General features: G+C 67.9%; 15 protein-coding genes. 3 read left to right on the forward strand and 12 right to left on the reverse strand.

The features are described 5' to 3' along the window. Entirely contained in the window at positions 1 to 1893 is a 1893-nt protein-coding gene (locus BHS09_RS23865) for a DUF4388 domain-containing protein (protein ID WP_174258876.1), read from the reverse strand. Positions 1894 to 1943: 50 nt separating this feature from the next. Between BHS09_RS23865 and lpxB the strand changes: the two genes are divergently transcribed. Genes lpxB through BHS09_RS23880 form a run of 3 tightly spaced genes read left to right on the forward strand, consistent with a single transcriptional unit; the run spans position 1944 to position 4456 of the window. After that, positions 1944 to 3095, forward strand: a complete 1152-nt coding sequence (gene lpxB, locus BHS09_RS23870) for a lipid-A-disaccharide synthase (protein WP_140799146.1) — start codon at positions 1944 to 1946, stop codon at positions 3093 to 3095. A gap of 17 nt (positions 3096 to 3112) precedes the next feature. Continuing rightward, complete coding sequence (locus BHS09_RS23875) at positions 3113 to 3817, forward strand: polyprenol monophosphomannose synthase (RefSeq protein WP_140793520.1); 705 nt, start codon at positions 3113 to 3115, stop codon at positions 3815 to 3817. 12 nt (positions 3818 to 3829) lie between these two features. Then, entirely contained in the window at positions 3830 to 4456 is a 627-nt protein-coding gene (locus tag BHS09_RS23880; protein ID WP_140793522.1) for a MarC family protein, read from the forward strand. On the opposite strand, the gene BHS09_RS23885 is transcribed toward BHS09_RS23880, so the two are convergent. The 11 genes from BHS09_RS23885 to lysS all read right to left on the reverse strand — a co-directional run bounded on the left by BHS09_RS23885 (position 4449) and on the right by lysS (position 17212). After that, positions 4449 to 4916 carry a hypothetical protein gene (locus tag BHS09_RS23885; protein WP_140793524.1) on the reverse strand — a complete coding sequence of 156 codons (468 nt, stop codon included), beginning with the start codon at positions 4914 to 4916 and terminating at the stop codon, positions 4449 to 4451. The genes BHS09_RS23880 and BHS09_RS23885 overlap by 8 nt on opposite strands. A gap of 29 nt (positions 4917 to 4945) precedes the next feature. Next, entirely contained in the window at positions 4946 to 5968 is a 1023-nt protein-coding gene (locus BHS09_RS23890) for an OmpA family protein (RefSeq protein ID WP_237077379.1), read from the reverse strand. 256 nt (positions 5969 to 6224) lie between these two features. Then, positions 6225 to 7031 (reverse strand): LpxI family protein, encoded by an 807-nt coding sequence (locus BHS09_RS23895; RefSeq protein ID WP_140796572.1) that lies wholly within the window; start codon positions 7029 to 7031, stop codon positions 6225 to 6227. A gap of 28 nt (positions 7032 to 7059) precedes the next feature. Further along, positions 7060 to 7836 (reverse strand): acyl-ACP--UDP-N-acetylglucosamine O-acyltransferase, encoded by a 777-nt coding sequence (gene lpxA, locus BHS09_RS23900; RefSeq protein ID WP_011554711.1) that lies wholly within the window; start codon positions 7834 to 7836, stop codon positions 7060 to 7062. A gap of 29 nt (positions 7837 to 7865) precedes the next feature. Next, positions 7866 to 8327 carry a 3-hydroxyacyl-ACP dehydratase FabZ gene (gene fabZ / locus BHS09_RS23905; RefSeq protein ID WP_140796573.1) on the reverse strand — a complete coding sequence of 154 codons (462 nt, stop codon included), beginning with the start codon at positions 8325 to 8327 and terminating at the stop codon, positions 7866 to 7868. Further along, entirely contained in the window at positions 8327 to 9376 is a 1050-nt protein-coding gene (gene lpxD, locus BHS09_RS23910; protein WP_174260076.1) for a UDP-3-O-(3-hydroxymyristoyl)glucosamine N-acyltransferase, read from the reverse strand. Before lpxD ends, fabZ begins: the two co-directional genes overlap by 1 nt. A 31-nt stretch (positions 9377 to 9407) precedes the next feature. Beyond that, positions 9408 to 9962: an OmpH/Skp family outer membrane protein gene (locus BHS09_RS23915; protein ID WP_140793530.1), complete on the reverse strand. Its 555-nt coding sequence runs from the start codon at positions 9960 to 9962 to the stop codon at positions 9408 to 9410. A gap of 107 nt (positions 9963 to 10069) precedes the next feature. Beyond that, positions 10070 to 12472: an outer membrane protein assembly factor BamA gene (bamA, locus tag BHS09_RS23920; protein ID WP_237078449.1), complete on the reverse strand. Its 2403-nt coding sequence runs from the start codon at positions 12470 to 12472 to the stop codon at positions 10070 to 10072. A gap of 130 nt (positions 12473 to 12602) precedes the next feature. Further along, entirely contained in the window at positions 12603 to 13277 is a 675-nt protein-coding gene (locus BHS09_RS23925; RefSeq protein ID WP_140793535.1) for an ABC transporter ATP-binding protein, read from the reverse strand. Between the two features lie 2 nt (positions 13278 to 13279). Continuing rightward, positions 13280 to 15646, reverse strand: a complete 2367-nt coding sequence (locus BHS09_RS23930; protein ID WP_140793537.1) for an ABC transporter permease — start codon at positions 15644 to 15646, stop codon at positions 13280 to 13282. Positions 15647 to 15658: 12 nt separating this feature from the next. Then, positions 15659 to 17212, reverse strand: a complete 1554-nt coding sequence (gene lysS, locus BHS09_RS23935) for a lysine--tRNA ligase (protein WP_140793539.1) — start codon at positions 17210 to 17212, stop codon at positions 15659 to 15661. Positions 17213 to 17232: the final 20 nt, after the last annotated feature.

A 17232-nucleotide genomic window follows, 5' to 3' on the forward strand; every position in this document is an offset into this window, starting at 1 on the left:
CTAGCGCCCTACCTTGCGCAACGCCGCCTTCGCGAGCTGGGAGTACGGGTTGTACTCCAGCACCCGCTGCAGCTTCTTCCGCGCCAGCGGCGCGTCTCCCAGGTCCATGTCGATGATGGCCGAGATGATGTGCAACCGCTCCACGTACGGGCCCAGCGACAGCGCCTTCTTCAGCACCTGCTGCGCCTTCTTGGCCCGTACCACCGGCGCCCCCGTGGGCATCCGGTACGTGGCCCACGCGAGGAAGGGGTAGTACTCCGGCTCGTCCGGATTGAGCGACACCGCTTCCTCGAAGGCCTTTGCCGCCTGGGGGAAGTCACGACGCTTCAAGGCGGACTCGCCCCGGCGCAGCGCGATTTCCGCGTCCACGACCACCGCTGTGTTCCGCCCCACGTCCATCCGGCTGAAGAGGTACTGGAGGTAGGCCTTGCGCTTCTCCTCCACGCTCAGCACCCGGTACGACGCGGACAGCCGGTCCTGCACCGACTCCAGCAGGTCCTTCAAGTCGGAGATGTCGAACTCGGCGTAGGTGTCCGGGTGAAAGCGCATCGCCGTCTCGTGGTAGGCGCGCTCCACCGCCTCCGCGTCCGCCGCGATGTCCAGGCCCAGCCCTCCGAAGTAGCTGCGGGTGATGATGCGCAGCGCTTCCTCACGCAGCGAGGCCGCCGTCTCGGGCGGCAGGGCCTTGCGCTTGCGCGGCGCAATCCGGTCCGGCAGCACCGCCGCGGACAACACGTCCGTCCCCGTGGCCACGGGCGTGGAGGAGAACGTCACCCCACCCGTCAGCTTCAGGAACCACAGCAGCGAGTACGCCATGCGCAGCTCGCCGCGCCCGTGCGCCAACAGGTCCTTCAGCGCGATGCGGCCGTTGACCTGCATGGCGATCTTCAGGTCGTCCGTGTCCAGCCCCATGGCGTGCAGGTCGCGCCCGAACTCCTGTGAGCGCACCGGGTAGTCGCCCATGTGCGCCCGCAGCGAGGCCGCCATCACCTTCATGGTGAAGCAGCGGCGCGCGCCATCCAGCACCGGCGCCAGCGGCGGAACCTCCACCGACGCGACCTCCGACGTGAAGTCGTCTCCCGCGTAGAAGGCGTAGCGGCCCTCGCGCATCCCCAGCACCCGCTCCACCCGGTCCCGGTTGTAATCGCGCAGGAGCTGCAACAGTTCCTCGCCCGCTGCTTCCACACCCGCATCCGCGAGCGCCGCGCCGATGCGCAGACCGGAGTCCAACGCCTCCGTCACCCGCTGCGCCTGTTGCGGGTTGAGCACGTTCCGGGCGAGCAGGTAGCTGGGAAGCGAGTCCGCGTTCGCCGTGGAGTCGTAGCTCACGGGCCCGCCGCGCAAAAAGTACACGCGCCGGCTCAAGCCCCGGTGCGCCACCACGAGCACGCCATCCCGGCGCAACCGGTAGATGGAGTGGAACAGCGCGGGCAGCGGGTGGCCCTTCAGCTCGCCCGAATTGACGGCGGGCCGGGACAACGTGGCTGCCAGCCCGGTGAGTTGCACCGCCTGCGCCGCGCGCACCAACGACTCCAGCCGGGGCACCAGCTCGCCCGGTTTGAGCGGGTCCGCCACGTAGGCGTTCACCTTGAGGTCCAGCACCGAGCTCACGCCCCGCGCACGCCCCAGGTGTCCCTTGTCGATGGCGACGATAGGCACCCTGCCGCCCTGCCCGTGGCCTCGAATGAGGTGCACCACGTGCGCACCTTCCACGCGCGGAAGGTCCACCGACAGCACCACCACGTCCGGGTTGTCCGCCGCGAAGTGCTCCAACGCCGTCACCGGATCGTTCACCGCGCGAACGGTGTACCCAGCCTGGGAGAGCAGGCCTTTGAGGTGCTCGAGCGTGGGGGGATGGCTCTCGGCGAGCAGAAGCGTCTTCAAGGGGGCCACAGTCTACACCTTCACCCGCTCCCGCATCAGGTACGATGCGTGCCCCTCACATGACGAATCCACCCCGCATCCTCGTCGTCGCCGGCGAGGCGTCAGGCGATACCCACGCCGCCGAGCTCGTCGCCGCCCTCCGGGCCCGCCGTCCCGACCTCACCTTCTTTGGCATGGGCGGTGCCCGCCTGGCCGCCCAGGGAGTGGAGCTGCTCTTCGATGCCCGGGAGGTGTCCGTCATGGGCATCACCGAGGTACTGCCCCGGATTCCCCGCATCCTTCAGATTCTGAAGGGTTTGGCCGAGGCCGCCGCAGAGCGCCGCCCGGACGTCGCCATCCTGGTGGACATCCCTGACTTCAACCTGCGCCTGGCCAAGAAGCTCAAGGCGTTGGGGATACCCGTCGCCTACTACGTGTCGCCCATGATCTGGGCCTGGCGCCGGGGCCGGGTGCGCACCATCAAACGGTTGGTGGACCGGATGCTCTGCATCCTCCCGTTCGAGGAGGACTTCTACCGGGAGGCTGGCGTCAGCGCCCGCTATGTCGGCAGCCCGGTAGTAGAGCAGGTCCCCTCGCCGGATACGGCCACGGCCTTCCGCGAGCGGCTGGGGTTGGCGAAGGACGCCCCCACGCTCGCGCTGCTGCCCGGCAGCCGGATGGGCGAAATCCGCCGTCTGCTCCCCGACATGGTGGGGGCGGCGAAACGCCTCTCCGCCGAGCGGCCCGGACTCCAGGTCGTCGTCCCCGTCGCGCCCACCATCGACCGGGAGGAGATCACGTCCCGCTTCGAAGGAAGTGGTGTGACCCCCATCCTGGTGGAGGGCCGGGCGCCCGAGGTCGTGGGCGCCAGTGACGCCGCGGTGGTGGCCTCCGGTACCGCCGTCCTGGAAGCCGGACTGATGCAGCGCCCCCTGGTGGTCGTCTACCGCGTGTCCCTCATCACCTACTGGGTGGGCCGGTTGATGCTGAAGGTGGCCTTCGTGTCCCTCATCAACCTGCTGGCGGGCCGGCGCGTCGTCCCCGAGCTGCTCCAAGGGGAGATGACACCCGAGCGCATCGCCGAGGAGGTCCGCCGCGTCTGGATACCCGGTGCTCCCCGGGAAGAGATGATCCAGGGGCTGGCGGAGATGCGCGGCCGGCTGGGTGAGACGGGCGCGGCCACCCGGGCGGCGGAGTCCGTACTGGAGCTGCTGCCCCCGGGCCGCGTTTAGGGTATGTCGGCCGGGTCATGAACCCAGCCCTGGTCTGCATCCCCACGTACAACGAGCGGGAAAACATCGAGGCCATCGTCCAGGCGGTGTTGGAGGCCGACCCCCGGGTCGACATCCTCATCGTGGACGACAATTCGCCCGATGGAACAGGGCAGCTCGCGGACGGGCTCGCCGCGCAGGATTCGCGCGTGCGCGTCCTTCACCGCGAGAAGAAGGAAGGCCTGGGCCGCGCGTACCTCGCCGCGTTCCGCTGGGCCCTGGCCGAGCAGTACACGTACATCCTGGAGATGGACGCGGACTTCAGCCACGACCCGCGCTACCTGCCCGGCATCCTGGATGCGGCAGAGGCTGGCGCGGACCTGGTGCTCGGCTCGCGCTACGTCACGGGTGGCGGCACGGTGAACTGGGGCGTGGGGCGGCAAATCATCAGCCGCGGCGGCAGCCTCTACGCCCGGTCGATTCTGGGCGTGGGCATCCAGGACCTCACTGGCGGATTCAAGTGCTTCCACCGCAGGGTGCTGGAGGCCATCGATTTGGACTCTGTGAAGAGCACCGGCTACGCGTTTCAAATCGAGCTGACCTACCGCACGCTGCGCAAGGGCTTCACCGTGCGCGAAGTGCCCATCGTCTTCGAGGACCGGCGCGTGGGTCACTCGAAGATGAGCAAGAAAATCTTCGCCGAGGCTCTCACCATGGTGTGGAAGCTGCGGCTCACGGTGTAAGCCCAGGCTGTCATGCCGGAATACGCGTCGCTGTTCCTCGTCTCGCTGTCGGCCATCTTCTTCGTGGTGGACCCCATTGGCGTCGTCCCGCTGTTCCTGGCGATGACGGCCGGGGACACGCAGGAGAAGGTGCGCCGCACCGCCATGCGCGCCTGCCTGGTGGCCTGCGGGATGATGCTGTTCTTCGCCCTCTTCGGCGGCGTCATCTTCAAGGTGTTCGGCGTGTCGCTGGGCGCCTTCCGGGTGGCCGGCGGCATCCTGCTGCTCATCACCGCGCTGGACATGCTTCGCGCCCGCCCGTCGGAGACGCGCACCACGCCGTCCGAGGAACAGGAAGGCGTGGTGAAGGAGGACGTGGCCATCGTCCCCCTCGCCATTCCGCTGCTGGCGGGCCCGGGCGCCATCGCCACCTCCATGGTGCTGATGGCCAAGGGCGACACGCTCGTCTCCGCCATTCCCGTGCTGGCCGCCGTCGTGCTGACGTTCGTGGCCAGCTACTTCATCCTCCGCGCCTCCGGGTTCATCCAGCGCGTGCTGCGCCAGTCCGGCGTGGCCATCGTCGAGCGGGTGATGGGACTCATCCTGGCCGCCATCGCGGTGCAGTTCATCGCGGACGGCGGCAAGGAGCTGTTCAGGTAGGTCCGGGGATGGCCACCCACTCCGGGCCCTTGCGCTTCAACAGGCCCTGCGGCTTGCCCTCCAGTGACAGCTCGTCGTGGCTGGCGCGGCGCGCGTCGTACGCGTATCCGTCCTGGATTTCCTGCAGGTACACCACCACCGCGTCGAGCACGTTCTCCTGCACCACCTTGAAGGTGGCGTCGCCGCAACTGGGCGCGTCACCGGAGAAGAAGCGCTCCAGCATCGCCTCCTCCGGACGGCGCACGTACACCACCACCGGCGCGGGCTCATCGCGACCGGCCGCGACGACTTCGCGGACGACCTGGGACGGCACCGGCTCCTGCAGCAGCCGGTGCACGAGCTCACACTTCTCCGCCTCCACGCCCTGACGCTCCGCGAGACGCGCCTGGTGCGCGCATCCCGTGCTCCCCAGCACCCCCAGCCCGAGCAACGCCCACGCCTTCTGGTGGAATCGGTCCATGCGTCCTTTCCTCTCCCTCGATGACTGCTCTACAGCTTCCGCCACCGCGGAGGGCGCGGCGCGTGCTGCAGCACCGGCTCCTCCACCGCGATGATGTATTCCGCGCGGCGGTTGCCCGCCTCCGCTGTCTCGTCGGGCGTCGCGACGGCCGGGGCCTCTTCTCCCAGCCCTTCGTAGAACACGGGCACCCGCAGCCCCTTCTTCCGGAAATAGGCCGCCAGACTCTTCGCCCGCCGCACCGACAGGTCCAGGTTCTCCGCCGCGGCCCCCACGGTGTCCGTGTGGCCCATCACGTAGAGCCGCAGCGACGCGAAGCGACCGTACTTCGTCAGCGCGTCCACGATGAGGGCGTGGCTCTTGTCCAGCTTGCCCCGCTCCGCCGCCGGAATGTCCGCGCGGCCCGAGGCGAAGTTCACCTCCTCGTGCGGAATGTCCACCTGCCACGGATACAGGTCGACGCCCGTGTAGAACTCCGCCGTGTCGAACGCACGGAGGGAGATCTTCATCACCCGCCCCTCCGCCGCCGGCCACGTCAGCTCCAGTGGCGTCCCCCCCGCCTCCCCCTTGAATGGCACCTCGCCCTCGAAGGCCTTCTTCCCGGTGTCCATCAACACCGTCAACTCCGCGCGCTTCGCGGGCCGGGACAGGACGAAGCGCAGCCGGCGCGCCGCCACGTCCACGTCCTCCTTGCGCACGTCCAGCGTCAGCGAGCCGTAGAGCTCCGTGTCGAAAGACAACGGCATCACGCCGGATTCCGCATCCGGGAAGCGCACCGTGAGCTCTCCCGCGTAGTGGAAGCGGCCTTCCGGCTGCTTCAGCTCGATGCGGCGCGTGAGGCCCGGACTCCCGCCTCCCTTCACCTCCACGTCCTGGCCGTCGCTGCGCTTCAGCTTCACCTCGAAGCCCGCGATGGGCTCCTCGATGTGGACCAGCAGCGCCGGGAGCTTCTCCCCCAGCACGGCGCGCCCCTCCAGGGAGACTCGAACGGCGTCCGCGAGCACCGGCATCGGCGAAGAGAGGACAATGGTGAGGAGCAGCAGACGGGCGTTCATGGCGCGGTGTAGGCCTCTGGCGTCACGGACCGCGACCAACCGCGGCACGTGTGGATGGACTGCTCCGCGAGGGTAGGACGAGGTGGCGTGCAGGGAAACGCTCCCCGTGGGGGACGTTGGAGGTGCAACGGTATTCAATCGCCCCCTGTCCCAGGGGAGCCCGGCCAGGGGAACGAGGCCCTGCTGGTCGCAGGCCGTCCCACACCTGAACGGGTAGGCCTCGTACCGGGGCGAATCCGTCACCCGTCGCCGGGGCTCAGGGCACGCCGACGATGGTGATGCCCTTGGACTCGGCGCCCGCGAAGAGGGCCGGGGCGTCCAGCAGCACCGTGCGCCCCACCTCGAGCGCCAGCACGCGCGCGCCCACCTCCTGCATGACTTCCAGCGTGCGAGGGCCCACGGCCGGCAGGTCGAAGCGGAGGTCCTGCTGCGGCTTGCAGCGCTTCACCACCACGGCGCCTGAATTGCCACCCAGACTGCCGCCCCGGCGAATGGCCTCGTCCGTGCCCTCCACCGCTTCCAGCGCCAAGACGTGGCCGTTGTGCACGACCACCGTCTGCCCCACGTCCGCCTGGCCCAGCAGCACGGCGACCTCGCGGCCCAGGGCCACGTCCTTCTCCTGCGCCGGGTGCAGCCGGGGCCCTGCGAGGTGGCCCTCCGGGCACAGCACCTCACCCAGGAAATCCGTGGGGGCGATGATGGTGACGCCGCGCGACTCGAAGTCCGAGGCCACCGCGCGCAGCAGCGCATCATCCCGGAAGCTTCGCAGCCGGGAGATGATGCGCACCGCGCCCAGGTCCGGCCGGGCTTCCGCCAGCGCCCGCACACGGCCGATGCCGCCCGCCATGGCCGCCTGCTTCACGCCCGCTTCCCGCAAGGCCTTCTGGATGCGGTCCACCTGACCGACGCGCACCCACGTCAGCCGGTCCACCTCCGCGGCCAACGCCGGGTCCGTCTCTCCACGATGGGCCACGGCCACGACTTCCAGGCCCTTCTTCCTCGCGGCGCGCGCGAAGAGAAAGGGCAACCGGCCGTTGCCCGCGATGAGGCCAATCCGCTCCACCGCCGATTCTCCTCCGTCACTCACGGCGTCAGCGCGTGAGGCCGCGCTTGCTCTGCTGGATGAACTGGATGAGGTGGTCCACCTCGGAGTGGCCCGCCAGCTCCGCGCGCAACCGCACCATGGCCTCCTGGAGCGTCAGCTTCGAGCGGAACAGGATGCGGTGCGCTTCCTTCACCCGCTCAATCTGCTCCTTGGAGAAGCCACTGCGCTCCAGGCCCACCGTGTTGAGGCCCACCAGCTCCGCCCGGTCTCCCTGAGCGGTGGCATACGGCGGGATGTCCATGGTCACCATGGCGCCGCCGGAGATGAAGGCGTGCTTGCCCAGGCGGGTGAACTGATGCACCGCCGCAAGGCCGCTGATGATGACGTGGTCCTCCATCGTCACGTGGCCCGCCAGCGCGGAGCCATTGCCGATGCGGCAGCCATTGCCCACCACGCAGTCATGCGCGACGTGACAGTTGGCCATGAAGAGGTTGCCACTGCCAACGCGGGTCGCGCCGCCACCACCGGCGGTACCCTTGTGCAGCGACACGAACTCGCGAATCTGGTTGTCGTCGCCGAGCACCAGCTCCGTGTCCTCGCCCGCATACTTGAGGTCCTGCGGGTCGGCGCCAACGGAGGCGAACTGGAAGATGCGATTGCGCTCGCCCAGCGTCGTGCGGCCTTCGATGACGACGTGGGGCCCCACGCGGGAGCCCGCACCGATCGTCACTTGGGGACCGATGATGGAATAGGGGCCGACCTCGACGGTTTCGTGAAGGCGGGCGTCGGGATGAACCACCGCGGTGGGATGAACCTGAGCCATGAAGTTTCCTCGTGCTCGCGGGGCGCGAATCAGGATGCCGCGCTCTCAGCCGCGTTGGCGTCCTTGTCCACGACGGTTGCCAGGAACTCGCCTTCGGCGACACGCGCGCCGTCGACTGTTGCCAGGCCCTTCGTCTTCCAGACAGCGCCCTTGTGACGCACCACCTCGATCTCCAACTGGAGGCGATCCCCCGGTAACACCGGCTTGCGGAAGCGCGCGCCGTCCACGCCCATCAGGTACGTGAGCTTGCGCGACGGGTCCATGTTCTCGCTCTTGTAGGCGAGGATGGCCGTCGCCTGCGCCAGCGCCTCCAGGATGAGCACACCCGGCATCACCGGGTGACCGGGGAAGTGCCCATTAAAGAAGGGCTCGTTGATGGTGACGTTCTTGTAGGCCGTCAGCTTCTGGCCCGGGACGATCTCCACTACCCGGTCCACCAGCAGGAACGGGTACCGATGCGGCAGCAGATTGAGAATCTCTCCGATGTCCATCACGGCCCCTTTTCCTTCTCCAGCGTCTCCACCCGGCGCCGCAGGGCGCGCACTTCCTTGAGCAGGTCCGCCATCTGGCCGGCCGCGGCGCTGGCCCGCAGCCACTCCCGGTGGGGAACGGCGGGGCTACCGCTCACCACCTGGCCGTCCGGCACGTCGTGCGCGACGCCAGACTGCGCGCCCACCTTGGCCAGGTCACCCACGCGGATGTGCCCCACCACGCCCACCTGCCCCGCGAGCACCACGCCCGTCCCAATCTCCGCCGAGCCGGACACACCGGCCTGAGCACAGATGAGGGACAGCGGGCCCACTCGCACGTTGTGGGCAATCTGCACCAGGTTGTCGAGCTTCGCGCCGCGCCCCACCACTGTCTCGCCCACCGTCGCGCGGTCGATGCAGGTGCACGCCCCTACCTCTACGTCGTCCTCGATGCGGACGATGCCGACCTGGGGAATCTTGAAGTGCTCCGGCCCCGCCTCGCCTTCCGGGTTGAAGGCGAAGCCGAAGCCGTCCGCGCCCACCACGCTGGAGGCGTGGAGGATGACGCGCGCGCCCACGATGCAGCGCTCCCGCACCGTGACGTTGGGGTACAGGACGCAGTCCTCCCCCACCTCGGCCTGTTCACCCACGTAGGCGCCCGGATACAGCACCGTGCGCGCGCCCACCCGTCCGCCCCGGTCCACCGACGCGCCGGGCAGCAGCACGGCCTCCGGATGGACGGTGGCCTCGGGATGGACCCAGGCGCCGGGCCTCACGCCCGCGGCGGGACGCTCTGGCGTGTGGAACAGGCGCAGCAGCTTCGCGTACGCCAGATGTGGGTTGGCCACCCGGACCATCGCCACGCCTTCGCGGGGGGGCACGTCGGCGCCCACCAGCACCGCCGAGGCACGGGTGGCCTCGAACTGGCGCCGGTAGCGCGGGTTTCCGTAGAAAGACACGTCTCCCGGGCCGGCTTCTTCAAGCCCGTTGAGTCCGTGAATGAGCTGTGAGGGATCACCGAGAAGCTCTCCACCCACGTGGGCGGCGAGCTCCCCGAGCTGGCGGGGCATGGGAGCGGTCTGCACGAGTTGGGAGTGACGGCTACTTCTTCGTCGGGGCGTCCTTCGCCGCCGTCTTCTTCGAGCTGTTGTACGCCCGGATGACTTCGTTCGAGATGTCGTGCAGCGACCGGGCGTAGACGATGCCGGAGTCGCGGCGCTCGAGGACGAAGCCCAGGTCATCGCGCTCGGCGATGGTGTTGATGATGGAGTCGATCTTGTCGATGATCGGCTTCATCTCCTGCTGCTCCTTGTTGGCGGCCTCGGCGCGGCTCTTCTCCCACTTCTGGGCGAGCAGCATCACCTTGCGCTGGAGCTCGGCCTCCTTCTGGGCCTTGATCTCCGCGCTCATGGCGCTGGCCTGCTTGTCGAGCGTCTCCTTCTCGGCGCGGAGCGCGTTCTGCTCCTTGTCGATTTCCTTCTGGCGGTCGTCGAGCCACTTCTGGAGACGGGACTTGGCGGCCTTTCCGTCATCCACCTCCAGCATGACTTTCTGGAGGTCCACGTAGGCGACCTTCAGCTCGGCGGCCGAGGCGGCCACCGGGAGGGCGAGCGACAGAGCGGCGGCCGTGGCCGCGATGGTGGTGCGAAGCGACATGTTCAGCAACTCCTCAGGAAGGGTACAAGCTCCGACGTACGCCTATCGGGCATCTTCAATTCCCTCCGCCCGTGGGGGCGGACGCCGGACGACGGGCCAAGGGCTTATCAGAAGAAGTTGCCGATAGTGAACTCGAACAGGATGTTGTCGTCCTCCGGCCGCCTGGTGAGCGGGATGCCCCACTCGAAGCGCAGGGGGCCAATGGGCGAGAACCAGCGGAATCCAAAGCCGGCAGCATGGAAGAGACCGAGCGGCAGCCGGTCCTGACGGTCCTCGAAGAAGCGCTCATTCGCCGCGAAGGCGTTACCCGCGTCGTAGAAGACGACGCCGCGCAGGCCGGCCTTCTCGAAGATGGGGAACTCCAGCTCGAAGTTGAAGATGAGCTGCTTGTTACCGCCCACCCGGAAATCGGTGATGGTCGCGTCCGGACTGCCGGAGCGGGGAACCTTCACGGACGGGCTGATGCTGCGCAGGAAGTACCCGCGGACGCTGTTGATGCCGCCCACGTAGTAGAGCTCGGAGATGGGCAGCGGCTTGTTCTGGTCCAGCTGCTGGATGTAGCCAATGGTGGCGTTCGTCTTGAAGACGAAGCCCAGTGGCATGGGGAAGTACAACCGAGAGTAGGCCGTGTACCGGTTGTAGAGGAACGTGCCGCCCAGGAAGTCCGGGGCGAGCTCCACCGAGCCGTAGTGGATGAAGCCGCGCGACGGGAACAGGCGGTTGTCGCGCCGGTCGAACGACAGCGACAGGCGGGCCGCGCTGGTCGTTCCGGACAGGAACTGGTTGGCCAGCAGCACCGCGCCCAGGTTCTGCCCGGCCTCCACGTTGACCCACTCACGCGAGTAACCAATGGTGCCCAGCAGGTCGTCGATGAACTGGTAGCCGATGGACACCGTGCCACCGGTCGAATTGCGGATGAAGCCTTCGTAGTCCGCCTGGATGCGGAAGAACTCCGCCGACAGCAGGTAGCGCGTGTCCAGGAAGTACGGGTCGTAGAAGGACAGCTGCACCAGGGAGCGCAGACCGGAAATCTGAGCGGACGCGGAGATGCTCTGGCCCCAGCCCAGGAAGTTGTTCTGGGCGATCTGCGCCGTGAAGATGAAGTTCTCCACGTTGGAGAAGCCCAGACCGACCTGGAACGTACCGGTGGCCTTCTCCTTCACCTCCACCTGGAGGACGATGGTGTCGTCCGCCGAGCCGGGGCGCTGGGTGATTTCCACCGTCTCGAAGAAGCCCAGCGCGGTGACGCGCTCGCGGCTGCGGCGCACGCCGGTGCCGCTGTAGAGCTCGCCTTCGTAGACGCGCAGCTCGCGGCGGATGACCTTGTCACGCGTCTTGCTGTTGCCCACCACGTCGATGCGCTCGATGGTGACCTGGGGCCCCTTCTGCACGTCGAAGGTCAGGTCCACCGTGCGGTTGTCCGCGTTGACGCTGGTGATGGGGTTGATGTTCGCGTAGGCGTAGCCGCGGTCGTAGTAGACGTCCGAGACGGAGAGGATGTCCTGCGACAACTGCGAGCGGTTGAAGCGCCCGCCGGTGGCGGACTTCATCATCGACGCCATCTGCTCCTTGGTGACGTCGTCGAGCAGGTCACCGGAGAAGTCGATCTTCCCGATGTCGTACGGCTCGCCCTCCGTCACGCGGAGGGTGATGAAGATGAAGCGCTTGTCCGCGGAGAGCTGGACGGTGGGCTTGTCCACCCGGACGTTGATGAAGCCCTTGTCGTAGTAGGCGATCTGGATGACGGCCAGGTCGCGCTGGAAGGCCTCCTCGCGGTAGGTGCCCTCACCGGTGAAGAAGGAGAGGAACCCGCCCTCGCGGGTGATCATCGTCTCCTTCAGCTCCGCGGCGGGCAGCTTCTCCGCCCCGAGGATGGTGATCTGCTTCACCATCACCTTGGCGCGCTCGTTGATGTTGAACACCACATCCACGTTGGCGCCGCCCTCGACGGGCTTGAGCTGGTGACTGACCTCGGCGAGGAAGTAGCCCTTCTCCACGTACTTCGCCTGGATCTTCTGCACGCTGGAGCGCACCAACTCCATGTCCAGGATGGTGGAGGGCTTGACGTCAATCTCCTCCTTCAGGTCGTCCTTGTTCAGCTCCTCGTTGCCTACGAGTTGGACGAGCCGGACGGTGGGGCGCTCCTCCACGCGCACCACATAGGCGACGCCGCGGGCCAGCCGCTGGACGAGCAGCTCCACGTCTTGGAAGTAGCCCAGCGCCCACACCGCCCGGAGGTCCTGGGCGGTGCGCGTGGGGCTCAGTTCGTCCCCCACACGGGTGCGGAGGGCGCGGCGGATGGCTTCGGCCTCGACGCGCCGGTTGCCTTCGACGCGGACCTCCACCACCCGGCGGGCGTCCTCCGGAGACACCGGGGCATCGTCGGGGAGCGCGGGCTCGGAGGCCGCGTCGGCAGGAGCAGCGGGAGCGGACACCTCGGGCACGGCTGAAGACGCGGCGGCGCCCTCATCCTCTTGCGCCAGCACGGAGCCGGGCACGAGGGACCACATGGCGACCGCCAGCAGCGGGAGCAGTGACTTGCGCGACAGAACGGGGTGCCTCAAGGGGAGACCGGCCAGGAAAAGGCGGGGCAATCTACGGGAAGGCCCCCAAGGGCCTCAATGCAAAATTGCCGGGACATCACGCCTCCGACACCTCGCCCCCGGCCAACCTGAGGCGGCGGGGCATGGAGCGGGCAAGCGTCTCGTTGTGGGTGACGACCACGGCGGTGATTCCCTGTTCGCGGTTCACTTCCCGCAGGAGCTGGTGGATGCCCTCGCCCGTCGCCGGGTCCAGGTTGCCGGTGGGCTCGTCCGCCAGCAACACCGCGGGCTTGAGCACCAGGGCGCGCGCCAGGGCCACGCGCTGGGCCTCACCACCCGACAGTTCCCCTGGACGGTGGTCCACGCGGTGTCCCAGTCCCACCCGCTCCAGCAGTTCACGGGCATAGGCGTAGGCGCCAGTGCGGTCCTGTCGCCGGATGAGGGCGGGCATGGCTACGTTCTCCAGGGCGGTGAACTCCGGCAAGAGGAAGTGGCTCTGGAAGACGAAGCCGATGGTCTGGTTCCGGAACTCGGCGATCTCCGCGTCGTTCATGGAGAACACCGAGCGGTCCTCGAACATCACCTCGCCGGCGGCCGGGGCATCCAGCGTGCCCAGGACGTGCAGGAAGGTGCTCTTCCCCGCCCCGGACGCGCCCACCAGCGAGACGAGCTCTCCCCGCTGGATGTCCAGCGACACGCCTCGAAGGATGTCGATGCGCTTGCCGTGCAGGAAGTAGCTCTTGAAGACGTTGCGGATGGACAAGAGCGCCATGGCTACTCCGCCTTGAGGCCTTCCACCGGCTCCACACTGCTGGCCTTGAGGGCCGGGTAGATGGAGGCGAGGTAGGTGACGAGCACCGCGATGACGACGGCCAGCACGGTCTGCACCGGCTCGACGCGCACCGGCACCGCCGGGATGTAATAGACGTCCGGGTCCAGCTTGATGCCGACCTTCTCGATGAAGGCGCACCAGGACAGGCCGGAAATCAGTCCGAGGAAGCCGCCCGCGACGCCAATCTGCAGACCCTCCGCGAGGAATATCTTCACGATGCCGCCATCGGGGACGCCCAGTGCCTTGAGGACGGAAATCTCCTTCCGCTTCTCCAGCACCAGCATGATGACGGTGGCGACGATGAGACCCGCGGCCACGATGATGATGATGGAGAGGATGATGCCCATCACCAGCTTCTCCAGGCGCAGCGCGGAGAAGAGGTTCTTGTTCATCTCTCCCCAGTCGCGAGCCCGGTAGGGATAGCCGCCCAGCACCTTCACCACCTGCGCGGCGATGCGCCGCGCATCATCGATGTCCGCCACCTTCAGTTCGATGCCCGTGGCCCCCTTCACGCCGAAGAAGTCCTGGGCCTCATTAAGGAGGATGTAGACGAACTTGGAGTCGTACTCGTACATGCCCGAGTAGAAGATGGCCGCCACGCGGAAGGCGCGGCTCTTCGGAATCGGGCCGGAGGGGCTCAGCTCGGTGCCCAGCGGGGAGACGACGTTCACCCGGTCTCCCACCACCACGCGCAGCGACGCCGCCAGCTCACGGCCAATGACGATGCCCGGCAGCACCGGCGCCTTCTTGGGCGTCCCGGAGCGGCGGATGATGTCGTCCTCCTCTACCCCGCTCTCCTCCGCGGGCTCCTCGTCCGGCAGGCCGCGGTGGACGATCTTCTCCGGCGTGTAGAGGATGTCGAGCGAGCCGCCACCGAGGATGTTCTTGGGCAGGTCCGTCACCTCGCCCACCGTGCCCGGGTCGATGCCCTTGATGATGACACCGTCCACGTTGCCCTCGGACGCAATCATCACCTGGTTGATGATGAAGGGCGTCTGTCCCACGACGCCGGGCACCTTGCGGACGGACTCCATGACCTTGGCGTACTCGGGCAGGTCGCCCGCGTACTTCGACACCACGGCGTGCGCGTTGGTGCCCAGGATCTTCTGCTGCAGGTCGGCCTCGAAGCCGCTCATCACCGACAGCACGATGATGAGCGCCATCACGCCCACGCCCACGCCGCCCACGGACAGGGCGGTCATCATCATGGTGGGCGACTGCTCCCGCAGCTTGAGGCGGTTGAGGTCGGAGGCGGCCGCCAACGGGTCCTTCAGGCCCAGTTCGCGGATGCGGGTGCGCTCCACGGCCGCTTCCGCCGAGCGGATGATGAAGTAGATGAGCAGCGGGGGGATGATGCCGAGCATCAGCACCGCCAGCGTCCCCAGCAGCAGCGACGGCCGGAACACCGCCACGTGCCGGCGCGCGACGAAGAGCTCGAACCCCAGCTTCAGGTCCACCCGGCCGCTGCCGGCGGCGATGAAGCCGGTGTTGATGCCCAGCACCAGCGCCAGCACCAGGAAGGTAAAGACGAGCCAGTACCCCAGCTCCGGGCGGCCAATCAGCCCCGCGACGTACGTCACCTCGCGCAGCCGGTAGCCCAGTGAGAGCTGCAGCCCGGGCAGCCGCTCCATCAACGTGAGGATGATGGGGATGGGCAGGCCCAGGTACAGCACGCCGATGGTGGCCTCGGGCAGCGACAGCCGCTGCGCGCGCGACGCGCCGATGAAGCCGGAGATGAAGGCCACCATGCCGCCCGCGAGCAACGCGATGGCGAAGGCCCCGGTGGGCGGCAGCGACAGGCCGCCGGCGCCCTTCCCCGCCGCGCCCAGCTCCGTGGCGGACACGCCGCTGGACAGCACCGTCTGCAGGAGGACGAGGACCACCTCCGCCAGCAGCATGCCGCCGCCGTAGGCGCCCAGGGTGCTCCAGTAGAAGTCCCGGTAGCGCGCTAGGCGCGGGTACAGCGTGGCGCCCGCGGCCGGGCTGGGCCCTTCGGTGGGCTCCGGCGCGCGGCGGATGCCGGCGGCGATGAGCCCCCACCCCGCGAGCCAGACGACGGAGCCCGCGACAAGGAGGCCCGTGTTGGGCACCGGCGCGACGGGCTGCTCGGACACCAGCAGCAGCGCGTTGAGGGCCTGGACCAGCCCGCCCCACCCCAGCAGGGACAGCCCCAGGGAGGAGCTGGTCTCAAGCCAGGCTTGAGAGGACGTGAGCGCCACCCCGAGCAGGCTGAAGCCCACCAGGGCGACCAGCGCCCCAATCCAGATGAAGGTCCAGCGATGGACGGTCTGCCGTTCGGCGGAGTGCACGCGGCCTCCTGGCTACTTCGCCAGTGGCTTGAGGAGGGGAAACAGGATGACGTCCCGGATGCTCTGCGAATCCGTGAACAGCATGGCGAGCCGATCAATCCCGATGCCTTCACCGGCAGTGGGCGGCATGCCGTGCTCGAGGGCCCGGATGTAGTCCTCGTCGTAGTCCATGGTCTCCTGCTGGCCCCGCTGCTTCGCGTCCAGCTGGGCCTGGAAGCGGCCCTTCTGGTCCAGCGGGTCGTTCAGCTCGGAGAAGGCGTTCGCGATTTCGCGGCCCGCCACGTACAGCTCGAAGCGGTCCGTCACGTCCGGGTTCTGGTCATTGCGACGGGCCAGCGGCGAGACGGCGGTGGGGAAATGGGTGATGAAGGTGGGATGGATGAGCGTGTGCTCGACGTGGTGCTCGAAGAGCGCGCCCACCAGCTCACCGTGGTTCATGGTGTCGATGGCCCGGCGCTCGGCCTCCGAGTGGCTCGTCTTGAGCAGCTCGTGGCGCAGCCGGTCCGCGTCCGCCATGTCCTTGTCGGACAGGCCGCTCACCACCTCGCGGATGGCCTCCGTCATGGAGATGCGCTTCCAGCCCTTGCCGAAGTCGAGCACGTGGTCGCCGTACTTCACCTTCGTGTCGCCGGTGACGGCCTTGGCGGCCTCCGAAATCATCTCCTCGGAGAGGTCCATCAGGTCCTCGTACGTGGCGTACGCCTGATAGAACTCCAGCATCGTGAACTCGGGGTTGTGCCGGGTGCTGATGCCTTCGTTGCGGAAGTTGCGGTTGACCTCGTAGACGCGATCCAGGCCGCCCACCACCAGGCGCTTGAGATACAGCTCCGGGGCGATGCGCATGTACAGGTCGATGTCGAGCGCGTTGTGGTGCGTGGTGAAGGGCCGCGCCGCCGCGCCGGACACGAGCGGGTGCATCATCGGCGTTTCGACTTCGACGAAGTCACGCGTGTCGAGGAAGTCGCGGATGAAACGGATAAGCTTGTTGCGCCGCAGGAAGGTCTGCTTCACGTCCGGGTTGGACACGAGGTCCAGGTACCGCTGACGGTAGCGAATCTCCACATCCGTCAGGCCGTGCCACTTCTCCGGCAGGGGCCGCAGGGACTTGGTGAGCGGAGTGAACTTCGTGGCGGACAGCGTCAGCTCGCCCGTCTTCGAACGGAACACCGGGCCGGTGGCGGCCAGGAAGTCGCCCAAGTCACAGAGCTTGAAGGTCTCATAGGAGTCCCCCAAGGCGTCCTTCTTCATGTGGACCTGGATTTCGCCCGAGCGGTCGCGCAGCTTGATGAAGGCGGCCTTGCCGAAGGAGCGCATGGCCACGACGCGACCGGCGACGTCATAGGGCGGAGGCGCGGCCTGCTCGATTTCCTCGGCGGACTGAGCGGCGTGCTTCTCGTGGATTTCGGCGGCCTGGTGCTGGGGACGGTAGCCGTTGCCGTACGGATTGAAGCCGGCCTCGCGCCACTTGGCGGCCTTCTCCAGCCGCTGGTCGTAGATTTCCTGTTCCTTCGTCCCGAGGTCGCCCTCGCCCGCACTCTTCTCGCTCTTGTTTTCGGTCTCGGCCATGACGCGCTTTCCCAAAGGCG

The sequence above is a fragment of the Myxococcus xanthus genome, from assembly GCF_006402735.1.
Taxonomy (GTDB): domain Bacteria; phylum Myxococcota; class Myxococcia; order Myxococcales; family Myxococcaceae; genus Myxococcus; species Myxococcus xanthus_A.